Origin of the sequence: Paraburkholderia sp. (assembly GCF_028283785.1) — a bacterium.
GTDB lineage: Bacteria > Pseudomonadota > Gammaproteobacteria > Burkholderiales > Burkholderiaceae > Paraburkholderia.
In genome coordinates, this window is record NZ_JAPWKB010000003.1 from 60,775 (window position 1) to 85,699 (window position 24,925).

At 61.6% G+C, this 24,925-nt stretch carries 22 protein-coding genes and 1 pseudogene; 9 read left to right on the forward strand and 14 right to left on the reverse strand.

Going from position 1 to position 24,925, the window contains the following annotated elements; all coding sequences use genetic code 11:
* Positions 1–5 precede the first annotated feature (5 nt).
* The 3 genes from oppB to PW947_RS02515 form a co-directional block, all read right to left on the reverse strand.
* Positions 6–926, reverse strand: a complete 921-nt coding sequence (oppB, locus tag PW947_RS02505; protein WP_299629394.1) for an oligopeptide ABC transporter permease OppB — start codon at positions 924–926, stop codon at positions 6–8.
* 132 nt (positions 927–1,058) lie between these two features.
* Complete coding sequence (locus PW947_RS02510; protein WP_299629397.1) at positions 1,059–2,687, reverse strand: ABC transporter substrate-binding protein; 1,629 nt, start codon at positions 2,685–2,687, stop codon at positions 1,059–1,061.
* Between the two features lie 498 nt (positions 2,688–3,185).
* Positions 3,186–3,527, reverse strand: a complete 342-nt coding sequence (locus PW947_RS02515) for a hypothetical protein (protein WP_299629399.1) — start codon at positions 3,525–3,527, stop codon at positions 3,186–3,188.
* A gap of 108 nt (positions 3,528–3,635) precedes the next feature.
* Between PW947_RS02515 and PW947_RS02520 the strand changes: the two genes are divergently transcribed.
* A complete protein-coding gene (locus PW947_RS02520; protein ID WP_299629400.1) occupies positions 3,636–3,944 on the forward strand; it encodes a hypothetical protein in 309 nt (102 codons plus the stop codon).
* A gap of 167 nt (positions 3,945–4,111) precedes the next feature.
* Here the strand turns inward: PW947_RS02520 and PW947_RS02525 are convergent, their stop codons facing one another.
* From PW947_RS02525 to PW947_RS02540, 4 genes are all read right to left on the reverse strand, one after another.
* On the reverse strand, positions 4,112–4,873 hold the full coding sequence (locus PW947_RS02525; RefSeq protein ID WP_299629402.1) for an SDR family NAD(P)-dependent oxidoreductase: 762 nt from the start codon (positions 4,871–4,873) through the stop codon (positions 4,112–4,114).
* Positions 4,874–4,927: 54 nt separating this feature from the next.
* The gene (locus PW947_RS02530) at positions 4,928–5,809 is read right to left on the reverse strand and encodes an NAD(P)H-binding protein (RefSeq protein WP_299629404.1); all 882 of its coding nucleotides are present in this window, start codon (positions 5,807–5,809) and stop codon (positions 4,928–4,930) included.
* Between the two features lie 132 nt (positions 5,810–5,941).
* Positions 5,942–6,514, reverse strand: a complete 573-nt coding sequence (locus PW947_RS02535) for a TetR/AcrR family transcriptional regulator (RefSeq protein ID WP_299629406.1) — start codon at positions 6,512–6,514, stop codon at positions 5,942–5,944.
* A 111-nt stretch (positions 6,515–6,625) separates the two neighbouring features.
* On the reverse strand, positions 6,626–7,144 hold the full coding sequence (locus PW947_RS02540) for a cysteine hydrolase family protein (RefSeq protein ID WP_299629408.1): 519 nt from the start codon (positions 7,142–7,144) through the stop codon (positions 6,626–6,628).
* Between the two features lie 121 nt (positions 7,145–7,265).
* Between PW947_RS02540 and PW947_RS02545 the strand changes: the two genes are divergently transcribed.
* From PW947_RS02545 to PW947_RS02560, 4 genes are all read left to right on the forward strand, one after another.
* Positions 7,266–8,222 carry a helix-turn-helix domain-containing protein gene (locus tag PW947_RS02545; RefSeq protein ID WP_299629410.1) on the forward strand — a complete coding sequence of 319 codons (957 nt, stop codon included), beginning with the start codon at positions 7,266–7,268 and terminating at the stop codon, positions 8,220–8,222.
* A gap of 216 nt (positions 8,223–8,438) precedes the next feature.
* Entirely contained in the window at positions 8,439–8,957 is a 519-nt protein-coding gene (locus PW947_RS02550) for a sigma-70 family RNA polymerase sigma factor (RefSeq protein WP_299629412.1), read from the forward strand.
* A gap of 79 nt (positions 8,958–9,036) precedes the next feature.
* Positions 9,037–10,152: a FecR domain-containing protein gene (locus tag PW947_RS02555; RefSeq protein ID WP_299629414.1), complete on the forward strand. Its 1,116-nt coding sequence runs from the start codon at positions 9,037–9,039 to the stop codon at positions 10,150–10,152.
* Positions 10,153–10,272: 120 nt separating this feature from the next.
* A complete protein-coding gene (locus PW947_RS02560) occupies positions 10,273–12,675 on the forward strand; it encodes a TonB-dependent receptor (RefSeq protein ID WP_299629416.1) in 2,403 nt (800 codons plus the stop codon).
* A 76-nt stretch (positions 12,676–12,751) separates the two neighbouring features.
* On the opposite strand, the gene PW947_RS02565 is transcribed toward PW947_RS02560, so the two are convergent.
* On the reverse strand, positions 12,752–13,687 hold the full coding sequence (locus tag PW947_RS02565; protein WP_299629418.1) for a LysR family transcriptional regulator: 936 nt from the start codon (positions 13,685–13,687) through the stop codon (positions 12,752–12,754).
* 132 nt (positions 13,688–13,819) lie between these two features.
* Between PW947_RS02565 and PW947_RS02570 the strand changes: the two genes are divergently transcribed.
* Positions 13,820–15,370 carry an acetolactate synthase large subunit gene (locus PW947_RS02570; RefSeq protein WP_299629420.1) on the forward strand — a complete coding sequence of 517 codons (1,551 nt, stop codon included), beginning with the start codon at positions 13,820–13,822 and terminating at the stop codon, positions 15,368–15,370.
* Positions 15,371–15,392: 22 nt separating this feature from the next.
* Here the strand turns inward: PW947_RS02570 and PW947_RS02575 are convergent.
* The 4 genes and pseudogenes from PW947_RS02575 to PW947_RS02590 form a co-directional block, all read right to left on the reverse strand.
* Positions 15,393–15,566, reverse strand: a pseudogene (locus PW947_RS02575) (hypothetical protein); the annotation flags it as partial.
* A gap of 54 nt (positions 15,567–15,620) precedes the next feature.
* Positions 15,621–16,949 (reverse strand): twin-arginine translocation signal domain-containing protein, encoded by a 1,329-nt coding sequence (locus PW947_RS02580; protein ID WP_299629422.1) that lies wholly within the window; start codon positions 16,947–16,949, stop codon positions 15,621–15,623.
* A gap of 6 nt (positions 16,950–16,955) precedes the next feature.
* Positions 16,956–18,329, reverse strand: coding sequence for a hypothetical protein (locus PW947_RS02585; protein WP_299629424.1), 1,374 nt, complete (start codon positions 18,327–18,329; stop codon positions 16,956–16,958).
* 8 nt (positions 18,330–18,337) lie between these two features.
* Positions 18,338–18,997, reverse strand: coding sequence for a class I SAM-dependent methyltransferase (locus tag PW947_RS02590; protein ID WP_299629426.1), 660 nt, complete (start codon positions 18,995–18,997; stop codon positions 18,338–18,340).
* Positions 18,998–19,174: 177 nt separating this feature from the next.
* Between PW947_RS02590 and PW947_RS02595 the strand changes: the two genes are divergently transcribed.
* A complete protein-coding gene (locus tag PW947_RS02595) occupies positions 19,175–19,840 on the forward strand; it encodes a TetR/AcrR family transcriptional regulator (protein WP_299629428.1) in 666 nt (221 codons plus the stop codon).
* A 14-nt stretch (positions 19,841–19,854) separates the two neighbouring features.
* Here the strand turns inward: PW947_RS02595 and PW947_RS02600 are convergent, their stop codons facing one another.
* Both PW947_RS02600 and PW947_RS02605 read right to left on the reverse strand, forming a co-directional pair.
* On the reverse strand, positions 19,855–20,676 hold the full coding sequence (locus PW947_RS02600; protein WP_299629430.1) for a hypothetical protein: 822 nt from the start codon (positions 20,674–20,676) through the stop codon (positions 19,855–19,857).
* 147 nt (positions 20,677–20,823) lie between these two features.
* Entirely contained in the window at positions 20,824–21,231 is a 408-nt protein-coding gene (locus PW947_RS02605; RefSeq protein ID WP_299629432.1) for a DUF202 domain-containing protein, read from the reverse strand.
* A gap of 578 nt (positions 21,232–21,809) precedes the next feature.
* On the opposite strand from PW947_RS02605, the gene PW947_RS02610 reads away from it, so the two are divergent.
* Complete coding sequence (locus PW947_RS02610; protein ID WP_299629434.1) at positions 21,810–23,207, forward strand: anaerobic sulfatase maturase; 1,398 nt, start codon at positions 21,810–21,812, stop codon at positions 23,205–23,207.
* Positions 23,208–23,402: 195 nt separating this feature from the next.
* On the forward strand, positions 23,403–24,893 hold the full coding sequence (locus PW947_RS02615; protein ID WP_299629436.1) for an arylsulfatase: 1,491 nt from the start codon (positions 23,403–23,405) through the stop codon (positions 24,891–24,893).
* Positions 24,894–24,925: the final 32 nt, after the last annotated feature.

Below are 24,925 nucleotides of genomic sequence, written 5' to 3' on the forward strand. Positions count from 1 at the left end.
CGGAATCAGTAACGGATTTTCGGATCGAGCGCCGCGTAGGCGAGATCGACCAGCAGGTTCAGCACAACGGAGACGACCGTGACCAGCACGACGAGACCGAGCACCAGCGTGTAGTCGCGATTGCCCGCGCCATTGACGATCAGCTTGCCGAGACCCGGCAGCGAGAACACCGATTCGGTGACGACCGCGGCGGTGATCGACGCGATCGCGAGCGGGCCGATCACCGACACCACCGGCAGCAGCATCGGCCGCAACGCATGGCGCATCACGATCGTGCGGCGCGGCAGGCCTTTGGCGCGTGCCGTGCGGATAAAGCCGGCGTTCATCACTTCGATCAGACTGGCGCGCGTCACGCGGCCGATGGTCGCCATCGAGATCAGCGTGAGCAAGGTCACCGGCAACACCATGAAACGCGGGTCGTAGCCGTTCCAGCCGCCGGCGGGCAGCCATTTCAGCTTGATCGCGAACAGCAGGATCAGCACCGGTCCAATCACGAACGACGGCACCACACTGCCGAAGTTGCTGATCAGCATCAGCAGATAGTCGGCCGGGCTGTTGCGGTACAACGCCGCGATCATGCCGAGCGCCACGCCGAGGATTACCGCGAGCACCATCGAAATTCCGCCGACCATCAGCGAGACCGGTAATGCGCTGCGCACGAGATCGTCGACTTTCCAGTCGGCGTAACGGAACGACGCACCGAGGTCGCCGTGCAGCAGATCGCGCAGATAGAACAGATACTGCTTCCACAGCGGATCGTTCAGGTGATATTTGGCCTGCAGATTGGCCAGTACTTCAGCAGGAATCTTGCGTTCGGTGTCGAACGGGCCACCGGGCGTGAAATGCAGCAGCAGATAACACACCGTGATGACGAGCAAAAGCGTGGGCAGCGTCAGCAGGACGCGCCGCAAAGTGTAAGTCCACATGCAGGTTCTCTCGTTCGTGCCGTCACGCGCGCCGGTTACCGGATAGATAACGATGCGTCGCGAGCGGGCACGTGTGCATTGAGCCTGTTGCGCGCGGCATCCGGTCGGGACGCCGCGCACATCGGGTCGATGTCAGTGCTTGATGATGTACAGGTCTTCGGTGCGGAAGCGGTCCATTGCATTCTTCTCCGAGTAGCCGCCCACATAAGGCTTCACGAGTCGCACGAGGCTGTATTGCAGCATCGGGATCATCGGATAGTCGTCCATCGCCAGCTTCGCCGCTTGCGTCAGCAGCCGCTTGCGCTCGACCGGGTCCGACGCATCGTTGCCCTTCCGGATCAACGCATCGACCGCGGGGTTGCAGTTGCGGTCGTCGTTCTGCACGGAATTGCACTGCAACAGCGTGAGGAACGTGTTCGCGTCGTTGTAGTCGGCGTTCCAGCCGTCGCGCGAAATCTGGAAGTTGCCTTCATGGCGCTTCTTCAGCAGCACCTTGAATTCCATCGCGTCGAGCGACGTGGCGATACCCAGCTTGGTCTTCCATTCCGATGCGACGAACAGCGCCATCTTCTTGTGATATTCGCTGGTGTTGTAGTCGAAATGCAGTGTCGTGCCCGGCTTCACGCCAGCCTCGGCGAGCAGCTTGCGCGCCTCGGCGACGCGTAGGTCCATCGGCCACGATGCCCAGTCATAGGCGATCGGGTCGGCACCCTGGATGCCGTACGGAATGATGCTGTATGCCGGGCGCTGGCCGTCGGCCATCACCTTCACCGACAGCACGTCGCGGTCGATCACCATGCTCAGCGCCTTGCGCACGCGCACGTCTTTCAGCAGCGGGTCCTGATTGTTCAGCGCGTAATAGCGGATCGCGAGGATCGAGCCGTTGCGGATATCTTTCGGGTACTGCTGTTTGTAGCGTGCATACGTGCCGGACGGCAACTGATACACCCAGTCGTTGTTACCCGACTCGTACAGCTTCACGTCGGTGTTCTCGTCTTCCACCGGCAGGTACGTGACCTTGGTGATCGCCACCTGCGACGCATTCCAGTACTGCGGATTCTTCTCCAGCACCATCTTGTTGTTGACCTGCCAGTCCTTCAGCACATACGCGCCGTTATTGACCATATTGCCTGGCTTGACCCAGTCCTTGCCGAACTTGTCGACGGCGGGCTTGTAGACCGGACCGACGTTGCCGTACGACATCAACTCCGGCAGGAACGGCACCGGAAACGGCGTCTTGACGACGAGCGTGTGTGCATCAGGCGCGCTCACGCCGAGCGCCGTCACCGGCTTCTTGCCCGCGATGATGTCGTCGCCGTTCACGAAGAACGTGCCGAGCGTGCTCGCATACGGCGAGCCGGTTTTCGGATCGACGAGACGCTGGCAACCGTAGACGAAATCGGCCGCGACCACCGGTGCGCCGTTCGACCACTTTGCATTGGCGCGCAGATGAAACACCCACGTGGTCGGGTCTTTCTGCTCCCACGACGACGCGACACCCGGCACGATCGAATTGTCCGGTGCGGTGGCCGTCAGCCCCTGGAACAGATCGCGCGACACATTGCTGCCGCCGACCGTCTCGACATTGGTCGGGTCGAGCGTTTCGATTTCCGAGCCGTTGTTGCGCGTCAATTCCTGCACGGCGGCGAGCGTGGTGCCGGGCGGCACGACAACGGCAAACGCGGTTGTCGATACGGTTGCGGCGGCGAGCAGGGACACCGCAACGACCGTGGCGCGTCGTGCGAAAGTGAGGGTGTGCATTGTGGGCTTCTCCTGTTGCATCGCGCATGCCGGACTCACCGCTCACGGTGCGAAATGATCCTGCACGACGACTTTGTATTGACGATCGACGCATCGCAGACGCACGATAAATGCGTCGTCAAGAAGGCCGGTTTGTTATGTCGACGTGAGTGTTCCAGACCAATTTCGCCTCAACCACTGACATTTCCTTATAAGCCATACGCAATCCGTATAGGCGTCACAAAGCGACCAGGCGCAAGATTACCGTTGCTTGTCCCGCGTTACGAATGCTTCGCCCAGGTAAGCTACGGTGCAGCCCGATGATGCGTCGCGCGAACGCGCGCGCCCGTCCCGTCCGGCGTGGATCGGCGTGCGGGAATGACAAAACTGAACAGTCTGGAGAAGTGCTAGAAGAAGCGCGCCGGTCGACGGCGCTGGGGAGTCAAACGTGACCTGCTAACGAACGCATACGCGTGTGTGGCCAAGGTGTCAAAGCGTGTCGCAGTGAGTCACAACGCTTCACAGTGCGTCCTCGCAGAGCGCCATCATCTTCTTGACCATGGTGCTCGCTTCGTTGAGTTCCAGTTCGCTCGTGAACAGCGCCTGCACGCTCGACAGCCGGACGGCGACGCCCGCGTCCAGCAAATCCTGGCTCGCGATTTTCAGCGCGAGCTGTCCGATTCGCACACGGTCGAGCCAGTGCATTTTCACGTGGGCCTTGACAAGCCAGGCACGACAACACTGCACGACGTGATCGACCCGCCATTCGCCGGACAGCGCATACGACGCGGCGGCAATGGCGACGAGAAAACAGAGCAGATCGGGACGCGCGCTGCTGGGTTCGACAAATTCACGTTTCATGTTCGTCTTGAAGCCAGGAAATGAATCGACGTCAAAATATCTGGGCACGACCCGCTGAAATCAACCCTGCGACAGAATTATCGCGCGCAGGGAGATCGGGACGACACCATGCCCGACCACCAATACCTTGGAAATAGTACTCATATTGACGGTCCGCGTGGGGCGAGACTGTCTTCTAGCGAATACAGCACGGTCATCGACAGTGCGTTTTTTTGCGGATCCGGCAAGAATTACATCCGTGCGACGTCACAGAGTCCCGATTTAAAAATCGCACTGACGACACTTGATAATCCGGCGAATTTTTCCTATGTAAAGCGACGTCGTTCCCGTTCGCTCAACGAAAAAACGCACGCCGTCCTTGCGAACGGCATGCGTTTCGCTGCAAAACATCGCCGCGATGGCGCGTCTGCGCGTTAGAACAGTTGACGCAAGCGCACGCTCCCTGCCTGCGACAGATAGCCCGAACCAGTCGGCATACGACAAATACGCATTGACGTCGTCGGCGGCTTGCAATATGCCGCCGACTATCGTTACGCTGAAAGTATTTATTACCGCGTAAGGACTGACCGACTGACGACGCCCCGTCAAACCCCAGGCAGCGGGTTGTCGACGATCATCCGATTGAGGTAATCGACAACCGCATGCTCATTCGGCCCCGCGCCGTCGCGTAATTGCCGCCCTGCTTCCACGACAACCTCGGTCGTCGCCGTTTCAAGCAGCGCCATCGTTTCCGCAATGAAGGGTTCGAGTTGCATGGCGCGCGCGTCGCCGCTCTTGTAGACCAGATCGGTATCGACCCAAGGCGGCGCAATTTCCAGTACCTGAACATTCGTGCCGCGCAATGCAAAGCGCTGGGATAACGAATACGAGTGAATCGCCGCTTTCGTCGCCGAATAAAGCGCGGCCATCGACATTGGAATGTAGGCGACCACCGAACTATTGTTGATGATGACCGCTTCCGGCTGCTGCTTCAGATGCCCGATCAATGCGCCGCTGATCCGCACGGGACCCAGCAGATTGGTGTTGATCAGGTGAACCGCTTGCGCGTCGTCGAGCGGGCCGGTGACATCGTCGAACGGCATGATTCCCGCGTTGTTGATCACGACGTTGAGTGCCGGATAGGTCGCAATCAGATGCGTCGTGACGCGCGCGATCTGATCCGGATCGCTGACGTCGAATTCAACGGCGTCGATACCCGGATTCGCTTTCGTCACTTCATCCAGCAAAGATCGACGTCGGCCGCCGATAATGACCTTGTTGCCTCTCGCGTGAAAAGCTTCAGCAAGTGCACGGCCAATACCCGAAGTCGCGCCGGTGATAAAAATCGTGTTTCCGCTCATCTTCATGATCTGTCTTCCTGTAAGGTCATTACGGCAAAAAAATCAGGTGGTATTCGACGACTACCGTGCAAAGGCCTGAAGGTTGGTTTTCACGAATTCGCCGACGGTCTGCGGCGCGCGGCCGGTGATTGCGCCGATCACGCCATCCACGCCGGAGAAAATCCCGTTCTGATAATCGATCGAGATCGCGAGAAAATGCTGGATCAGAAATTCGGGCAAATCATATTTCTCGAGTTGCGTGCGATACGCTTCGATAGTCGATGGCTGGTAGACGATCTTGCGGTCCAATACCTTGCCGATCTCATCGGCAATCTCGTGCTGATTCATCTCGACGGGTCCGAACAGCGGATAGGTCTTGCCGATGTGATCGTTCGGTTGGGCCAGCACTGTCGCGATCAAACGGGCCTGATCGACAGCAGCGATTGGCGCATGACGACCCGCGCCGTAGGGCAGCGTGATTTTTCCTTCATCCACGATCGAATCGCGCACCCACGGAAACGTCAGCCACTCGGAGAAAAACGTCGGGCGGATATGCACGGCCGGCACCCCCGACCCGTCGAGCACACGCTCCGCGATCCAGTGATCGCGCGCGGCGTGGCTCTTCGAATCGTCCCGCGCGGAAATCTGCGACATTTCTACGACGACCTCGACGCCCGCGCGACGTGCCGCGTCCGCGAAATACGCGGTTGCCTGGATATATCCGGGAAGCACCGGAAAACATAAATACGCACCGTTCACGCCGTCCATCGCGCGGATCACGTCGTCGTGTTCGAGAAGATCCCCAACGACCACCTCCGCGCCATCGTTTCGCAGCGCCTCGCTCCGCTCGTCTTCGCGATGCACGAAGGCTCGAACCGCATGACCCGCATCGAGAAGGTGACGGGTGGTGTAGACGCCCGTTTTACCGGTGGCGCCCGTGATCAGAAATTTGCGTTGCTTCATGATTGCTGCTCCTGTCTATCGATATGGGTTCGCTGCTTCATCGCGATTTCAAACGACATGCATTAAACGTGTATATGCACAGTTAAGACTAAAAAAAACGGGATCGACTCAAATCCGATCACCTGTCATGCGTTAAATCGTCTGGAGGTGGTCACGGACGGCTTTGAGGACAGCCGCTGATGCGTCTGGATCCGTGATGATCCGGGAGATGGTGACGGCGCCGATCATCGCGGCAACCGCAAACACCGCATCCGACTGCACCGCCCTGCCCGGCCTATCTTCGATACGTTTTTCCAACACCTGAACGAGTTCGTCGAAACCGCGCGATGCCACGTTACGCGTCTGTTCGTCGGCACGGACCAGTTCGCTTCCCATACCCGCGAGCGGGCATCCGCTTGCCCATCCGTCCCGGTGTTCGAGCGACAGATAGGTGTCGATAACGGCTTTCAGACCTTCCACGCCGTTATCGCCACCGCTCGATGCCTCGAGCGAGCCGATCATTCCCGACACCGCCGTCGCGCACGCTTCGGCGACCAATTGATCTTTCGAATCGAAATGCCGGTAAAAGCCGCCGTGCGACAGCCCAGCGTCCGCCATCACGTCGGCGAGTCCCGTTGCCTGGATACCTTTCGCCCGAAATGCGTGGGCGGCGACCTCGACGATACGCTGACGGGTTTCAGCGGTTTCAGCTCTGGATTTGCGCATGGTTCGGCGTGTTCCTCGATCAACTTGTTTAGATGGTAGTCATCATCTAAATGGAAGTCAACTGCGTAATCGAAATACCTGCGCCGTTGTTCCCTTGGCTAGCTGGCGTGCTCAGAATGCCGATTCGGACTCGATCAGCGGAATGCGTGTCGACAGTCCGCTCAACGCGATGCCGTGGATCATTTGATCGACGGTGGTACAGCCGTCGCGCAACACCTTCACGGTGTATTTTTCCGCCGCCTTCGAGATCGCGGTATGCGTCACGCAGTTTTGCGTCATCATCCCGCAGATCAGCAGCGTGTCGACATCCAGCGCGGACAAGGTTTGTTCCAGCGACGTATGGTGAAAGCTGTCGGCGGCGGTCTTGACGACGATCGGCGCGTCGGGCGCGGCCGCCAGAATGCGCGTGTGAATCTCGACGCCAGGCGTACCTGCATTGAAGAACGGCGCGACGCCTTTCGACGCGTCCGCCACATGCTGAACCAGCACGACGGGCACGTTTGCGCTGCGCGCGTCGAGGATCGCCGCTTCGACGGTGTCCAGCGTGGCGTCGGCATTCCACAGCGGATATCTTCCGCCGGGAAAATAGTCGTTTTGAAGATCGATGACGATCAGGGCTTGGCGGGACATGACGAACTCCGTGAGACGGTGGTGGAATGCATCATCTTTGACGATCCCGCTCGTCCGGTGAAGTGGCCATCGTGTCAATGCCCGGTAGAATCGGGCCATTCTCCGCTTCGCGAGGCGTCCCATGTCGGCCCCCACCATTGTCGTCACGGCCTTCGATCAGATCAGCCCGTTTCATCTGTCGGTGCCGTGCCTGGTGTTCGGCGACACGCATCCTGATCTGCCGCGCTTCGCGTTCAAGGTCTGCGCCGTCGAACCCGGCCCGATAACAACGACGGCCGGATTCTCGCTCGGGATCACACATGGCCTGTCCGCGCTGAAGAAGGCCGACACGATCATCGTGCCGAGCTGGCGCGATGCGGCTGAGCGTCCGCCCGAGGCGCTGTTGAAAGCGCTCATAGCCGCGCATCGGCGTGGCGCGCAGATTGTCGGCTTGTGCCTCGGGGCGTATGTGCTTGCGGAAGCGGGATTGCTCGACGGACGGCAAGCGACCACGCATTGGGCCTACGCCGAGGACTTCGCGACACGTTTCCCCGCCGTCAAGGTCAACGCCGACGCGCTGTATATGGAAGACGGCAACGTGATGACGTCGGCGGGCACGGCAGCGGGCATCGACTGCTGCCTGCATATGATCCGTCAGCGCTATGGCGCCGAGCCGGCCAACCGTCTGGCCCGGCGTCTGGTGGTGTCGCCACATCGTCGCGGCGGCCAGGCGCAGTTCGTCGAACACCCGATGCCCGCCACCGCGAGAGAATCGCGGCTGTCGGCATTGATGGACGACCTGCGCAGCCGACTCGGCGACGCGCATACGCTCGACAGCCTGGCAAATCAGGCATTGATGAGCCGCCGCACGTTCACGCGGCAGTTTCAGCAGGTGACCGGCACGACGTTCGGCAAGTGGTTGCTGAACGAACGTCTGGCGCTGACCCAACGTCTGCTCGAAACCACCGATCATCCGGTCGATACCGTATCGCGCCTCGCCGGGTTCGGATCGTCGGAGTCGCTGCGCGTCCACTTCCGGCGCGCCTTCGGTATTGCGCCGACGGCGTGGCGGCAAGGCTTCAAAGGCCGCACCGTCTGACCTGAGCGAGCGCGACGCGCACATAGTTCGCATCGTCGCCATCGTCACAATGACGGCGTCGTTCCGTTGCGGAAAACACGAAGCGCATGACACGCATGTCATTTTCCCTTGCCTGAGATACGGCCGCGAACGATAATGATTATCATTTATAGCCAAAATGCTTGTCGCCGTGCTGTGCATCGGACGGATTGGGCATAGACAGAAAACACCGATCCAGTGGTCGAACGCTACTACCGCGAACTTTTACGCTTCCTTTCCCGTCTGGTGAGAGACAGCGATATAGCCTACGATATCGCGCAGGAAAGCTACGTTCGCGTGCTCGCCCTGCGAAACGCCGGGACAACCATCAGCGACCCGCGCGGCCTGCTTTATCGCACTGCGCGCAACCTCGTCATCGATACGCACCGCCGTGCTACAGTCCGCGCACACACGATCGACGAACTCGAATGCATCGACGAACCCGCTGCCGACGCTTCCAGTCAGCCCGAGCAGCAATGGGAATCGTCGCGACGTGCGCAGGCGCTGGTCGCCGCCATCGACGCGCTGCCGCCCCGTTGCCGCGAAGCATTCGTGCTGCACAAGTTCGACGGACTCAGTCACAGCGAAGTCGCCGAGCGGATGCGCATCTCGCGGAATATGGTCGAAAAACATATCATTCGCGCGCTCCTGACATGCAGGCAGCGACTCGCGGCATTCGACAGCACGACCAGCCATTCAACCGGCGTGGTCGAATAAAAAACGATGCAAGGTTCTTCGATGTCAGGTTTTTGCTTCGTCGTGCGTCTTCATAGATATACGCGCTGACGATATGACGATGGAACGCTCCACACCCCATTCCGAGTTGCCCCCGACCCGCGCCCGCGCCCACGCCGACGCGGACGCGACGCCGTCCGGCGCTGCGCCGTCGATCGATGCCGCCGTCGAGTCGCAGGCGGCGACGTGGTTCGTCCGGCGTCAGACCGACGTCGGCGCGAGCGACGAGGCGGCTTTCCAGGCCTGGCTCGCGCAGAGTCCCGCGCACCGCCAGTGCTACGCGCTGTTCGCCAACGTCTGGCAGACGCTCGATGACGTACCGAAGCGTGACATCGACCGATTCAAAACCGGGTTTGCGCGCGTCGAGCCGGTTGCAAAACCGGCCGCTCGCACTGCGCCGGCGTCGCCGGGCAGACGCGCGTTCGTTCCGCGATTTGCGCTGGCCGGTACGGCGTTCGCGTGCGTCGGCGCGGGCTGGCTCGGCTGGAACGCGTGGCAGCAGAGTCCCACCTTCACCGCGAGCTACGAAACGCGTCGCGGCGAATTCCAGAAGATCGCGCTGCCCGATGGCAGCACGATGGAACTCGATACGGACACGCGCGTCGAGACCCGGCTGTTCCGGCATCGACGCGACGTGCACGTGATTCGCGGCCAGGCGATGTTCACCGTCAAAGCGGATCCGGATTGCCCGTTCAATGTCATGGCCCGAGCGGTGACGGTCACCGTGGTCGGCACGCGCTTCGTCGTGCGATGCACGGACTCCGGACTGGAGAACGGCAATGTCCGCGTCGACGTGCAGGAAGGACGCGTGCGCGTCGCATCGACACCGCCAGGCAGCGACACGCGGCGCGTGATCGAGCTTGCCGCAGGTCAATTCGTGACGACCGATGCCGTCGGCCTGTTGGGCCCGGTCAGCGCGATATCGCCTGCCGAAGTCGGCGCGTGGCGGCAAGGTCGCGTCACGTTCGACGACACCACGCTGTCGCGCGCGTTGCAGGAATTCGAGCGCTACGAAGCGACCCATATCGTCGTCGCCGATCCGTCGGTGGGCGCGATGCGTTTGACGGGCAGCTTCGACGTCCGGCAGCTCGGCCTGTTCGTCCGCGCGCTGCCTCGCGTGCTGCCGGTGCGCTTGCGTCCGCGTGGCGACGTGATCGAAATCGTGCGCACGGTGTAGCTTGCGCGACGCGCGCTCACGCATCCAAAAATTTCTTTGAAAACGATGTCAGGGTTCGCCGCGTTGATGCGTCTTCTTCAGTAATGGTTTTTCTTTCGTTACTTGTTGGAGATGTCGTTGATGCAGCATCCTCGCTTTCCGCTCGCCACGCTGACGGCCGCCGTCATGCTGGCCGTCGCTTTTTTCGATGCACCCGACGCACGGGCACAGGCACCGTCGGTCGTCGCTTCGGGACCGTCCACGAAGTTTTCGATTCCCGCGCAGCCGCTGGGCAGCGCGCTGAATGAACTCGCGCGCGAAGCCAATCTGCAACTGCTGGTCGAACGTTCGCTGGTTGCCGGCAAGATGGCGCCGGCCGTCGACGGACAGATGACCGCCGCCGAAGCGCTCGGCCGGGTGCTACGCGGCAGCAAGCTCGTGCCCGATTTCGAAGGCGGCACGGTCACCATCAAGCAGGCTCCCGCAACGCCCGACCAACAGACCGACACCACGTTGCCGGCGATCCATATTGCCGCCAGCGGCGACGATATGCAGCGGCCAACCGAGAAGACCGGCGCCTACATCATCCAGTCGACGACGGCCGCCACGAAAATCGCGCTGTCACCGAAGGAAACGCCGCAGTCCGTGTCCGCGCTGACGCGTGCGGAAATGGACGATTTTCATCTCAACGGCGTCAACGAAGCGCTGCAGCATGTGACCGGCGTCACGGTCGATCAGTATGAAACCGATCGCACCGACTTCACGTCGCGCGGTTTCCAGATCACCAACTTCCAGTTCGACGGCGTCGGCGTGCCGCTGATCTATCAGTCGCAATACGGCGATATCGACATGGCCTTGTACGACCGGGTCGAAGTGCTGCGCGGCGCCGACGGATTGAACGCGGAAACCGGCAATCCGTCCGCCACGGTCAATCTGATCCGTAAGCGTCCGACCTATCAGTTCCAGGCGTCGGCGAATATCTCGTACGGATCGTGGGACACCAAGCGCGTCGATGTCGATATTTCCGGGCCGCTGAACAAGGCGGGCACCGTCGCCGGACGCCTCGTCGCCGTGCATGAAGACGGCAATTCGTATATCGACCGGTACAAGCCGAGCAAGGACATCGTCTATGGCGTGGTCGAGGCCAACCTCACGCCCAGCACGCTCGCGACGGTCGGCTTCAGCTACGAAAACAACCGCTCGCAAGGCGCCGAATGGGGCGGCCTGCCGCTGCTCGACGCCAATGGCAATCAGCTCAGTTACGGCGTCGGCGCCAGCATGGCGCCCAGTTGGGCGTACTTCAACACGCAGGAAGAGCGCGCGTTCGCGGAGTTGTCGCAGGAGCTTGGCAAGCGCTGGAAGTGGAAGACGTCGGTAGCGTTCAACGACATTTCGAGCAATGCCAAAATCTTCTATCCGAACGGCGCGCTGGAGTCCGACGGCAGCGGCATCAGTTCGTATACATCCTGGTGGAAAGAGTCGAACCGGCAACTCGTGGTGGACTCGAACGTGTCCGGCAAGATCGATCTGTTCGGACGAACCCACGATCTCGTATTCGGCGCCAACTTCTCGCGTTCGGAGCTCAGCAATCCGTCGGGCGAAGGCGACACCGACGGCGCATCGGTCAGCTACGAACAGCTGCTGGCCGGCACCTTCGCGGAACCGGCCTTCGGCGCCGCGACCGATTACACGCATTACCTCGACGTGCGCCGGTCCGTCTACGCGTCGTCGCGATGGAATCTGTCCGACCGCGTCAACCTGCTGCTCGGGATCAACTACACGCAGGCCGGCAGTAGCGGCGACGCCAGCGGTACGAGTTATGCGCAGCAATCGGTCGGCTCGGCACCCTATGTCGGGTTGACGGTCGATCTGACGAAGGAGATCACCGCATACGCGAGCTTCACGAAGATCTTCAATCCGCAATACCAGCTGAATATCAACAACCAGCTACTCGGTGCGGCGCGAGGACGAAGCGCCGAAGCAGGCATCAAGGGCGCGTTCCTCGATAACCGCCTGAATGCGTCGCTGGCGGTCTTTCGCATCCACCAGACCAACATCGCGACCGACGCAGGCCTGAACCTGGACACTGGCAACGAATACTACACAGCGGGCAATGCGACGTCGCAAGGTGTGGAAGCCGAAGTGGCCGGGCAAATCACGCGCGACTGGAACGTCAGCGTGGGCGCGACGATACTGCGCGTCGTTGGTGACGATGGTCTGTCCACGCAAACTTTCGTTCCGCGCAAGACCGTGCATCTGTCCACGACGTATCGCGTTCCGTACTTCGATCACAAGCTGACCGCAGGCAGCAGCATCCGCTGGCAAAGCGCGACCCGCTACGAATCGGAGGGCGTAGGGACGGTGCATCAGGGCGCGTACTCGAACCTGGACTTCATGCTGCGCTACGACGTCGATCGTCATTTCAGCATTACCGGCAATCTGAATAACGCGCTCAACAAGAAGCACTTCGCCACGGTGGAATACAGCACCGGGATTTACGCGGCGCCGTTGAACGGCAGTGTGAATCTGACGTGGCGGTATTGAGCGCTGGCTTCGTCCGGCGCGTCTGATGCAACTCACGGCCCGCATCCGCGCGTCGGGTTCGGGTTCGGGTTCGGGTTCAGCGGAACATCGACGCGTCGGCAACCAGCGCGGGCGCGATGCGGGTCTTCAGCAGATCGAGCCATGCCTTGGTCTTGGCGTCGAGAAAATGTCTCGACGGATACAACGCATAGACGCCGAGTTCGGGTGTTCGCCATGTCGGCAGCACCCGGACCAGACGTCCGTGACGGATCGACTCCCTGACCGTGAAGAACGGCAGCAACGAAATTCCGCTGCCTTGCTCCGCGACGCTTAGCAGCACGTCGGGATTGTCGGCAATGATCGACCCGCCCGGTTGCAGCCGGAACGATCGCTTGCCCGACATCAGTTCCCATTCCGACGGCGCGGAAAAATTGACGAGCCGGACGCACGCATGATCCGCCAGATCTCGTGGATGCTTCGGTGAGCCGTGCGCCGCGATGTAGTCGGGCGACGCGCACAGCACGCTGAACACCGTCCCCAGCGGCAGCGCCACGAGGCCGGAGTCGGACAGCTGCCGCGAGATATAGATGCCGACGTCGATGCCCTCGGCGAGCAGCGCTGGCGCGTATTGTGACGTCGCGTATTCGATGCTCACTTTCGGAAACTGCGCGCAAAACCCGGCGATCAGCGGCACGACGTAACGGTTGCCGAAGTTGCCCATGCATTGAACCCGCAGGCGTCCGGCCGGCTCGATCGTCGAACCGGATGCGAAAGCCTCCGCGACATCGACCCGTTCGAGAATATCGCGGCACTGCGCCACATAGGTCTCGCCCGTGCCGGTCAATGCAATCCGGCGGGTTGTCCGCTGCAGCAATTTGGTGTGCAACCGCGCTTCCAGTCCCGACACGAGCCGCGATATCTGGGCCGTCGTGAGTTCCATCTGCTCGGCCGCCAGCGTGAAAGTGCCGGCGTCCACGACCCTGACGAAGGCCGTCATCGCGTGAAGCAGTCCATAGTCCAGATTTTTACGCATGAGGTAACAAAGTTTCCGATCTGACTCGATTGTTACTCACAATAGGATTGCGCAGAATCGTCGTCAAGGTGGTGCTGCGATCGTTCTTCGCGACGTCGATGCCCACGTACCGACCTCTCTGGAGTTAACGCTATGAACGGTGCAGAAAGTCTGTTGAAGTCGCTGGTGGCCAGCGACGTGGACGTATGTTTCGGCAATCCCGGCACATCGGAAATGCATTTCGTCGCGGCGCTCGATGCCGTGAAGACGATGAGACCGGTCCTCGGTCTGCAGGAAAACGTCGTGACGGGCGCGGCCGACGGTTATGCGCGCATGGCGGGCAAGCCCGCCGCGACGCTGTTGCATCTCGGACCGGGGTTGGCGAACGGCCTGAGCAATCTGCATAACGCGCGGCGCGCTTCGAGCCCGATCGTCAATATCGTCGGCGACCACGCGTCGTCGCATGCGCGCTACGACGCGCCGCTCGCGTCGGACATCGCAGGATTCGCCCGTCCGGTATCCGACTGGGTGCACACGTCCACGAGCGCGCGCTCGGTAGGCGCGGATGCCGCGCGCGCCGTGCAGGCCGCGCGGTCTGCGCCCGGCTACATCTCGACGCTGATCCTGCCCGCCGACACAGCATGGGACACCGCCGACGAAGTCGCCGCCGCGCTGCCGGTCCAACCGCGCGCACACGCCGCAGATTCCGCTATCGACCGTGTTGCCGGCGCGTTGCGCCGAAACCGGAAAACCGTGCTGCTGGTACGCGGCGACGCGCTGCTGGGCGAAGCGCTGATTGCCGCAGGCAAAATCGCGGCGAAAACCGGCGCGCGACTTATATGCGACACGTTTGCCCCGCGCGTCGAACGCGGCGTCGGGCGCGTGCAGGTCGAGCGGCTTCCTTACTTCGGCGAGCACGCCGCCGCCTTTCTGGCCGGCACCGAACAGTTGATCCTGGTCGGCGCGCGTCCGCCTGTCAGCTTCTTCGCGTATCCGGACAAACCGAGCTGGCTGACACCCGACGGTTGCGAGATCACCGTACTGACGCATCCGCACGAGGACGGGCCCGCCGCTTTGTCGGCGTTGGTGGACGCACTGGATGCACGCGGCGCCGACGCGCGCATCAACCCGCGAGACGCCGTCATGTTGACGCTCGACGATCCGCTCGACGCGAAAAACATTGCCCGGATCGTGGCGATGCATCTGCCGGCCAACGCGATCGTCGCCGACGAAGGCATCTCATCGACGCTGCCCCATTACGACGTGCTGAACAACGCGGCGGCGCACGACTTTCTGAATCTGACGGGCGGCGCGATCGGCAGCATGATGGCGGTCTCGACCGGCGCGGCGATTGCTCGGCCGGACAGGAAGGTCGTCACGCTGGTCGGCGACGGCAGCGCGATGTACACCGTGCAGTCGCTGTGGACCCAGGCACGCGAGAACCTCGACATCGTCACGGTCGTATTTGCGAATCGCGGCTACAAGGTGCTCAACAACGAGTTGATCCGCGTGGGCGCGGAGTCGAATGGTCCGGCCGCGAAGGCGATGCTCGATCTCGGTACGCCCGCGTTGGACTGGCGCTCGATCGGCCAGGGACTGGGTGTCGCCACCACACGTGCTACGTCCCTTCGCGCGTTCGACGACGCGTTCGCGTCGTCGATGGCGCAGCGCGGTCCGCGTCTGATCGAGGCGGTGCTCGACTAGGCCGCCGCGGCGCTGCGCGAGATCAGGATCGTCCGGTCGAACCGGACGATCTGCGTTCTGCGCGCATCGCGCGCTCATAGACGATCAGCCCGCCGAAAATCACGCCCGCCGAGACGCTGGTCACGCCGCTGAAATCGACCAGACCCAATGCCCAGCCTTGCGCCGCGACGCAGATCCACACCGTCGCGACCAGTCCGCACCATCCGGAGTTTCAGCACGCGCGCCGCGTCAGTCGTATCGGGCGCCGAGGTTACGCGTGATGCCGGAAAATCCACGCGCGGATCGGCTCGATCGTGTAAGCAATGCGCCACGTGTTGCGGTGTCCGGCTGCTCCCGCTGCGGATTGCCCTGGCGGGATCACCGTGCCTTTGCGGAAAGCGACGTAGTTGACCGGACTTCCGTCGGCGTCGATCTTTGCGAACGCCGTTTCGAATTCCTTCGGCGTCCACGTTCCGTCCCACACCGCGCGACTCACTTTCGCACCCTGCTTTTCCAGCTCGGCCGTAATCGCGTTTTCACCGGGCCACGCCTTGTCGTCATCCTGCGAGACCAGAATCCAGAGCTTCTGCCGCGCAAGCGGCTTCACCAGCGCGGGATCCCACTGACCGGCCACCAGAAACGACGCGGCGAAGAAGTCCGGGTACTTGATGTCCATCGCGATCGACATCATGCAGCCGCCCGATTGCCCGGTCGTGTACATGCGTTTGCGGTCGATGCTGTATCGCCGCGCCAGCATCTCGATCAGATCGATCGTGGTGTCCAGCATCGCGGACGTATGGGAATCGTCGTCGGTGATGATTTCCGCATATTGCGGCGCCAGCACGAAGCACGGACGCTCGGCCTGATCCTGCGGACTCGCCCACGCCACCGCGCCCAGCCCCTGAAACAGCGTCGTGCGCGTCACGTCGCTGGTCGCGCCGGCATCGTGCATGAACAGCACGAGCGGATACGACCGGCTCGCGTCATAGTCCTTCGGCACGAACAGGTTGTACCGCAGCAACTTGCCCGTCTTCGGATCGTGAAACGCCAGTTGGCGGAACGCATCGACGATCAGGTTGCTGACTGCCGTGGTCGGAAGCGGCGCCGCCCCGCGTGCAACAACCGACGCCTTTGCGTCGCGATAGACCGTGTCATACACCGGAATATCGCCGGCCTTCCCCGGCCCGTGGCCGCCTGCCTGCGGCTGCGCTTTCGGCTGCGGTTGCTTTTGCGGCTGCATTTGCACATGCTGCGCGAGGCTGGCATTGGCGTCGTCCGGCGATAGCGTGACGATAACGAAACGCCCCGTTGCGGCCCGGCTGGCGGGATCGACCGAAGTACCCGGAAATACACCCGTCACGTGACGCCCTTCGACCGTGAAATCGTTCGCGGACAATGTCGCGGCATCGACCGGCGCATCGTATTCGACGGCAACCGCGATCAGACGGATTCCGTCGCCGAAAACCTGCGTCACCGCCGTGGCTTTCCGCGCGCGCGGCGCAGCACGATTGCTGCGCGCGAAAGCGGGCACGCTGACGGCACAGAGTGCGCCGACGGCGGCACTCATCACCAGGAAATCCCGGCGTGTTTGCATCTTCATTCTGTTTCAACTCCCTGCGTTCTTGAGCTTCTTTAGCGCGGTGACGATCCCGTCGGCCGCTGTTTCGGCGGCACCTTTGGCGAAGGGCGAACTCCGCGCCTCGTAAGTGAAACGGTCGTAGCTTTGCGCGTCGGGCATGTACTTGGCCGCGCCATCGACCATCGTCGCAACCAGCGTCTGCGGATAAGGCGAGCGTGCGCGGATGCGCGCGCCGATGCTTGCCGCGAGTTCCGGCTGAACACCCACCAGCGTGATGCCACCGATCCTCATCAGCACGACGGGCACGGCAGTTTTCGCACCGGGCCGATAGTCGAAAGACGTGACCGGGCCGACCGGTGCATTGCGCGGCGAGAACGCTTGCGATGTCACGTCCACGGTCTCGCGCCGTACGTCGAGCACGGTGGATCGCTCGGGCGTCACCGTGTTCGCGACGCGGACCACCTCCGCGCCAAGCCTTTCGCCGAGCTTATCGACGAGGTCGAAACCCGCGTCGTGCAGATCGACACGTCCAACGCTGCCGTCCGGATTGACGACATGGCGGTTGGCCTGAAATAACGGCGCCTGGTCGCCCGCCGCGCCGACCAGAAACAGCGCCACGGCGTCGGATCCGTAATGGGCCTCGACATGTCGCGCCGCTGCGCCTGCAAGGTCGGCGGTGATCAGGCGAGCACCGTCGGCCGTTTTCGAGCCGTCCATGATCGAAGCCTGCACGGCGACGTTCATCAGGATCGCCAGCGGCTTGCCGTTCATCGCGTCGATGCGCACCACGCCGACATGCGGATCGGCGAAGCCCGCGTCGTCGGCACCCAGCCACCAGCCGTTCGCCGTCCGCACATCGCGATTGACGCCGACCTCGCTGCGGCCTGAACCGAAGCCCACGCGCGCGGGCTGCAATGCCGACACGGCCTGCGCCGACGCCGCGCGCATCGCCACGTCGAACGCGGCGAGGATCGCGTCGTTCTTTGCGAGATCGGTGCCGGCCGGGACGTGGTCCACCGGAAACACATGCGGCGCCGAAAACGTGTGGCTCGCGCAGACGATCGTCCGCTCGGCCGGAACGCCCGCGACCGCCGACAGAATGGCCTTCGCGCTGGCCACCATCGCGTCCGACATCGACGTCACGTCGATCACGACAATGCCGGTCCGCCCGCCGCCGTCGTCCAGCACCAGCACTCGGGTCGCGAGCGGATCGTGCTGCGCCGTGAATCCGTCCACCGGAAACAGGCCAGGCGGAAACACGACGTCCGCCTGCCCCGCGCCCGCCTGCAACGACGATGCGTGCACCGACGACGCCGACGCTGCCAATGCACCGCCCGATGTGAACAATGCGGCGACACCGGTACCCAGCGCCGCTAACAGAAACGCTCTTCTCGACTGCATGCGTGGCCTTATGCGATCTTCAGCGCGAGTTCCGTGCCGCGCTTGATGGGTATCGTGACGGAGATAAAGCCATTGGCCGGATCACGGATGTAGTCGAGGAAATCCGGCTCTGCGTTGTCGTTCATCACGTAGCCGCCGACCCGCAACTGCGGCGCGACGATCTCGATGATCTGACGCGCGAGCGACGCACCATCGGCGACGGGCCAACCGTCGATCAGCGCGAAGTCGATCGGGCCGCCGAGATCGCGGAGCGTCTCGCGCGCATCGCCGACGCGGATATCGGCGTAATCGGCCAGCCCTGCATCGGTCAGATTGCGGCGCGCGACGTCCACTTTCGCCGGCACGAACTCCGAACCGATCACGAGCCCGCCGCCGTTGTCACGAACGGCGGCAGCGAAATACAGTGCGGACATCCCCACCGACGTTGCAAAATCGACCACCCGTTTCGCCCCCAAGCCCCGGCACAGCAGATAGATCAGGTTGCCCTGGTCGGGATGGATCGAAAAACCGTATTCCGCGAACGCTTCCGGATCTTTCCCGACCGGGCCGTCGAAAGCCTCGCGCGGCGGAAAACGCCGTGATGCGTTCATGCGTGCAATCACGTCCAGAACGCGGGCGTCCTGAATCGGGTTCGGTCCGGTGCCTTGCGTTACGATTTCTCGCGACATGCTCATGCTCCTTGCTGGATAGATGAGCGTGGCGGCCGGTCGCACAGCGTGCGTCGAGCCAGAGCCGTACGACAGACACCACGCCCGGCAGGCGATCGGGTCATCGCCAAAATGGTACTTTCACCGTACCATAAATATCCCACGTACATGTTTCAGGCGTTAACGCAGGAGAAGCGAATGAAAGATACGGCGTCGACCGTCGCTCAAAAGCGCGGACGGCCGAGAGTGATCGCAGACGCGGATCGCAGGCTCGCCATCATCAGGGGCGCGTCCGACGCGTTCCTCGAACTCGGATTCGCGGGCACGACCACGGCCGTGGTCGCCGCCAGGGCGAAGGTCTCCAAGCGCTCGATCTACGAGACGTTCGCGAATAAAACCGAGCTGTTCGCGGCGGTGATCCGCGAGCACCAGAATCTGATCGTCGATCTGCCGCGTCCCGATGCCGAAAAAGGCACGATCCTCGACATCCTGATCAGGATTTTCCGGCTCGACGTCGATGACGACGCCGAGTACGCGCGCGAAGCGATCCTGAATCTGATCGTGCGCGAGTCGGTGCTGTTTCCCGAGTTGTCCGATTACCTGTACGAGAACGAGGTGATCCGTTCGCGGGAATTGCTGGTCGCGTGGCTGCAACTGGAAACGCGAAACGGCCGGATACCGGCTCACGACCCGATGGTGTGCGCGGGCATGCTGATGGATATCGTCTTCGGTGCGCTGTTGCCGCGAAGACGGCTGCGGGAACGACCGGATCGGGATCGCCGCACCGCGCACATCACGGCGCGGCTCGCGATTTTCCTGCGCGGCATCGGCGTGCGCGCGCGTGAGGTGAAGACGAAGTCTTAGCGCGCGTTACGGGCCTAGCGCCGTCGCCACATCAGATAGAAACTCGACACCACCACGACGGTCAGAAAGTACGAAACGATCAGCACGGCTATCTTGACGCCGGCGAATTCGGAGGCGACCACCAGCGCAATCCCGACATGCCGGGTCGCGCAGGCGATCGCCAACGCCGTGCGGTCATCGGCATTCGGGCCGCCGAGCCACTGGCCGATGGCCAACGCGAACACCATCAGCGCCACGAGTGCCAGCACTCCGAGCCAGCTCAGCGCCATCAGCAACTGCCAGTGAAGCGCGACCAGCAAGATACCCGCCACGGCCAGCACGATGCCGGCAATCGTGATCAGCCGGTCGGACAGCTGTTCCGCGCGTGCCGGAAACACCGCACGCAGCACCATGCCGATCGCGACGGGTAGCAGAATCGCTTTGGCGATCGTCAGCAGGACCGTGGTGACGGGGAGCTCGATCGCGACATCGAAATAAGCGGCCAGCAGCGCAACCCACAGCGGCACCGCAACGATCGCCACCAGCGACGACGTGACCAGCAGGCTGAAGATGTATTCCTGGCTATCCAGTTTCTTGAGCTTTTTCGGCAGTAGCGGCGCGCCCGACGACACGGCGAGCACCAGCAACGCAGCCTTGACGCCGCTGTCGATAGGCAGGATCAGCACGAGCGCCAGCGCGACCAGGGGAACCAGCAGATACATCGCCGCGAGCGACCGCAGTAATAACCGCGGCCGTCGCCACAGATACGTCAGGTCGGCGGGCGCGGTTGCGGCGCCCACGGAAACGATCGTCACGACGACCGACACCTTCAGCAGAGTCAACAGGATTTCAGTCACGACACGGGCACCTTTTCTATTGAAACCACGCACGGCAGTCGTGCGAATGTCCGTAACGGATGAACGCGTTCCCGCCCGACTGGCCGGCACCGAACGCGCGCGCAGTCGCCCTCGTTCCGACCGTAACCGCCGGGTCGGTCCGTTGGCTTAAAGCAGTCTGATGATGATGCTAAGAAAGACGAAACTGCCCGACAGGGTCATGACCAGCGCGATAAAAAAAGCCGGTCGCCAGACGCTGACGCGTTGATAGCCCGCCACCTTGACGATGCTTCGCCAGTATTCGAGCGTGCCGAGCACCATCGACACCGTGCCCATTCCCGTGAGGAACAGACCGACCGATCGAGGACTGTTGGGATGCGCCAGATGAACACCGGCATCGGTAAAGCCCTGAAGCACCTTGTAGATCGTAAAGCCGAAACTGATCATCGACAGCGCGGTGCGAACCCATGCCATCAGCGTACGGTCGGCGGCCATGACCGTGCGCGTCGCCGCGAGATCGGTGCGGTCTCCTGCTAACTGGTCCGACGTGCGTGCGGGTGCCGATGCATGTGCCACGCGATTCTCCGTTGAGTCCGATGCACCTGTTGGGGGAAGCGTCGATCGACCACGATGCGAACTAAATCGTGCACGAGCGGAACCCAGCGTTTTACGCGCCAACGTCAATCTAGTTCACCGCCACGCCGATTGCGAGAATTTCTCTCGTGTATCGAAACCGTTATTCCACCGGGTAATACATTGAAGCGGCAAACGGCTCATCCGGAAACATCAATGCCGTCAATTTCAGGGATAGAAAACGACGGCGGCTGAATTTCATTCCTGTAAATAAAAAGGTAAGCGTCACTTTAAAACGCGATTTTCGACTGATATTCCATTACGCTTTACCGCTACTACGCGCGCGCAAGCGCTTGAGCCGTCACACCAGCAGATTCGCACGCTGCGTTTAAATCGCAGTAAAAGCAAATTGCGTTTGCTTTCCCGACACAAGGTTACTTAAATACCCACCACGTGTGTAATTGCGAAACGCGCTGTGTACTTTTCAGAAAAATGACTTCCCTGTCACCGTAAGATTCGCGGCGCAAAACAATCGGCGCCTGGCAATATCCTTGCACGTCGAGATTAAGGGGTGATCGCAAATGCAGGCCACGTTGCTCGAGCGGACCACGACTTCGCGTTCCGGAGAACGCCTGACACCCGACACGCGGCTGCCCGACGCGCCGCCGTGTTTCCATCTGTTAGCCAAGCCGAGCGGATCGACCTGCAATATCGATTGCAAGTACTGCTTCTTCCTGTCGAAGGAAGCGCTGTACCCGAACGACAAGCATCGGATGTCGCAGGTGACGCTGGAAACCTATCTGCGCCAGTTGCTGGAATCGCATCGCACGCCGGAAGTCACGGTTGCGTGGCAAGGCGGCGAACCCACGCTGATGAAGGTCGAGTTTTTCCGGCAGGCGGTGGAATTCGTCGAGAAGCATCGTCAACCGGGACAGGTCGTCAAGCACACGTTTCAGACCAACGGCATTCTGCTCGACGACGAATGGTGCGCGTTCTTCAAGCAGTACCATTTTCTGGTGGGGCTGAGCGTCGATGGACCGCGCGAACTTCACGACACCTATCGCGTCGATCGCCGCGCACAGGGCACCTTCGATCTCGTCATGCGCGGCCTGGACCTGTTACGCCAGCACGGCGTCGAGTTCAATATCCTGTGTACGGTCAACGCCGCCAACCAGCACCACGGCCGCGAGATCTATCGCTTCTTTCGCGATCAGCTCGGCGCGAAGTGGATGCAGTTCATTCCAATCATCGAACGCGCGACCGAACAGACCATCCAACTGGCGAACCAGGGCTGGAGCGACCGGCCGGACCATCGGCGCGTGCTGTACACGCAGACCGGCAATCTCGTCACCGAACGCTCGGTGGGCGCGCGGCAATACGGCCAGTTCCTGATGGATATCTTCGAAGAATGGGTGCGCCACGATGTCGGTCGGGTGTTCGTGCAGTTGTTCGACGTCACGCTCGAAGCCATGTTCGGCCGTCATCTGCTGTGCATTCACGCGCCCACGTGCGGCCTCGGTCCGGCACTCGAATACAACGGCGACCTCTATTCGTGCGATCACTTCGTCGAACCCGGTTACCGGTTGGGCAACATTCACGAAACCCACATGTTGACGCTGATCGCGTCGCCCGAACAACGCAAGTTCGGACTGAACAAGCGCGACTCGCTGACCGCGCAGTGCAAGCGTTGCGAAGTCAGGGCGCTGTGCAATGGCGGCTGCCCGAAAGACCGCTTCGCACGTTCGCACGACGGCGAAGAAGGCCAGAACTATCTGTGCGAGGGTCTGGCGTTGTTCTTCAACGGATCGCGCCGCGCGATGGAGAAAATGGCCACGCTCTATCGCGATGGCCGGCCGCCTTCCGATGTGATGGCGCTCACCGCGATCGAAGACAAACGACGCGGCCCCTATGCGCCCTGTTCATGCGGTAGCGGCAAGAAATTCAGGTTTTGCCACGGCGATCACGCGTCGCGCGCGTAGTTCCTGACGGCGAGTTACGGGACGCCGCGCGCTGCATCACGGCAGTCTCGCCGATACACGTCCATCTCCGCGCGGTGCTTGCACAAACGGGGTGGCTCGTGACGCACTTCGGCTGCAATCCGGCAATTGAAGCAGCCTCTTCGCCCGGCCGGCGCCACGCTCGCCGGGCCTCATCTGAAAGGAGTGGGAGCGATCATGGCGACAAAGCAACCGAATATCCTGATTCTTTGGGGGGACGATATTGGATGGTGGAATATCAGCTTCAATAGCCGTGGGCAGATGGGATATCGCACCCCGAATATCGACCGCATTGCCAACGAGGGCGTCGCGTTTACCGACTACTACGCGCAGCAGAGTTGTACGGCGGGACGCGCCGCTTTCATTACCGGACAAAACCCGATCCGCACCGGATTGACCAAGGTCGGCATGCCGGGCGCGGACCTTGGCCTGTCGCCGGAAGACCCGACTATCGCGGAGATGTTGAAGCCGCTAGGGTATGTCACGGGCCAGTTCGGCAAGAATCACCTCGGCGACAAGGATGAGTTCCTGCCCACCATGCATGGCTTCGATGAGTTCTTCGGCAATCTGTATCACCTGAACGCCGAAGAAGAGCCGGAAGATCCCGACTATCCGAAAGACCCGGAATTCAAGAAGCGCTTCGGTCCGAGAGGCGTACTCCATTGCTGGTCGGACGGCAAAGGCGGACAGAAGATCGAAGATACCGGTGCGCTGACCAAAAAGCGTATGGAGACGATCGACGACGAAACCACCGCGCACGCGCAGGCATTTATCGACAGTGCGCACAAGGCGGGCAAGCCGTTTTTCCTCTGGTACAACACGACGGCAATGCATTTCCGCACGCACTGCGCCGAGAAACACAAAGGAAAAAGCGGCCAGGGCGAGTACAACGATGTGATGGTCGCGCACGACGAGAACATCGGCAGGATGCTGGCGAAACTCGACGAACTCGGTATTACCGAAGACACCATCGTGATGTACTCCACCGATAACGGACCGCACTACAACAGCTGGCCGGATGCCGGCATCACGCCGTTTCGCGCGGAAAAGAACACCAACTGGGAAGGCGGCTGGCGAGTGCCGGCGTTCATTCGGTGGCCGGGGAAATTCCCCGCCGGCACCGTGCTCAACGGCATCGTGACGCACCAGGACTGGATGTCGACTTTTCTCGCAGCGGCGGGCGAACCCGAAATCAAGGAGAAGCTGCTTAAAGGACACAAGGTCGGCGAGCGCACCTACAAAGTTCACCTGGACGGTTTCAACATGCTGCCGTATCTGAGCGGCGAAGTGAAAGACAGTCCGCGCGAGTCGTTCTTCTATATCAGCGATGACGGCGACATCATGGCGATCCGGGTGAAAGACTGGAAGGTGGTGTTGCGGGAGCAACGCGCCAAGCAAATGGCGTGCTGGTCGGAGCCCTTCGTGCCATTGCGGATTCCGAAAATTTTCCATCTGCGAAGGGATCCATTCGAGCGAGCGGATGAGAACTCGAACACGTATTACGACTGGATCATCTCCCACGCGTATCTGATCTACGGGATGCAAGCGGTTGTGGCCGCGCAGATCGAACAGTTCGTGGCTTTCCCGCCTCGCCAGAAGGCCGCGTCGTTTAACCTGGACGCGGTAATGCGGCAACTCGAGGATGTAGGGGGCAGTGCCGGGCATTAAGCGCTCGCCAATCGGTGCACAGACGGTCGGCC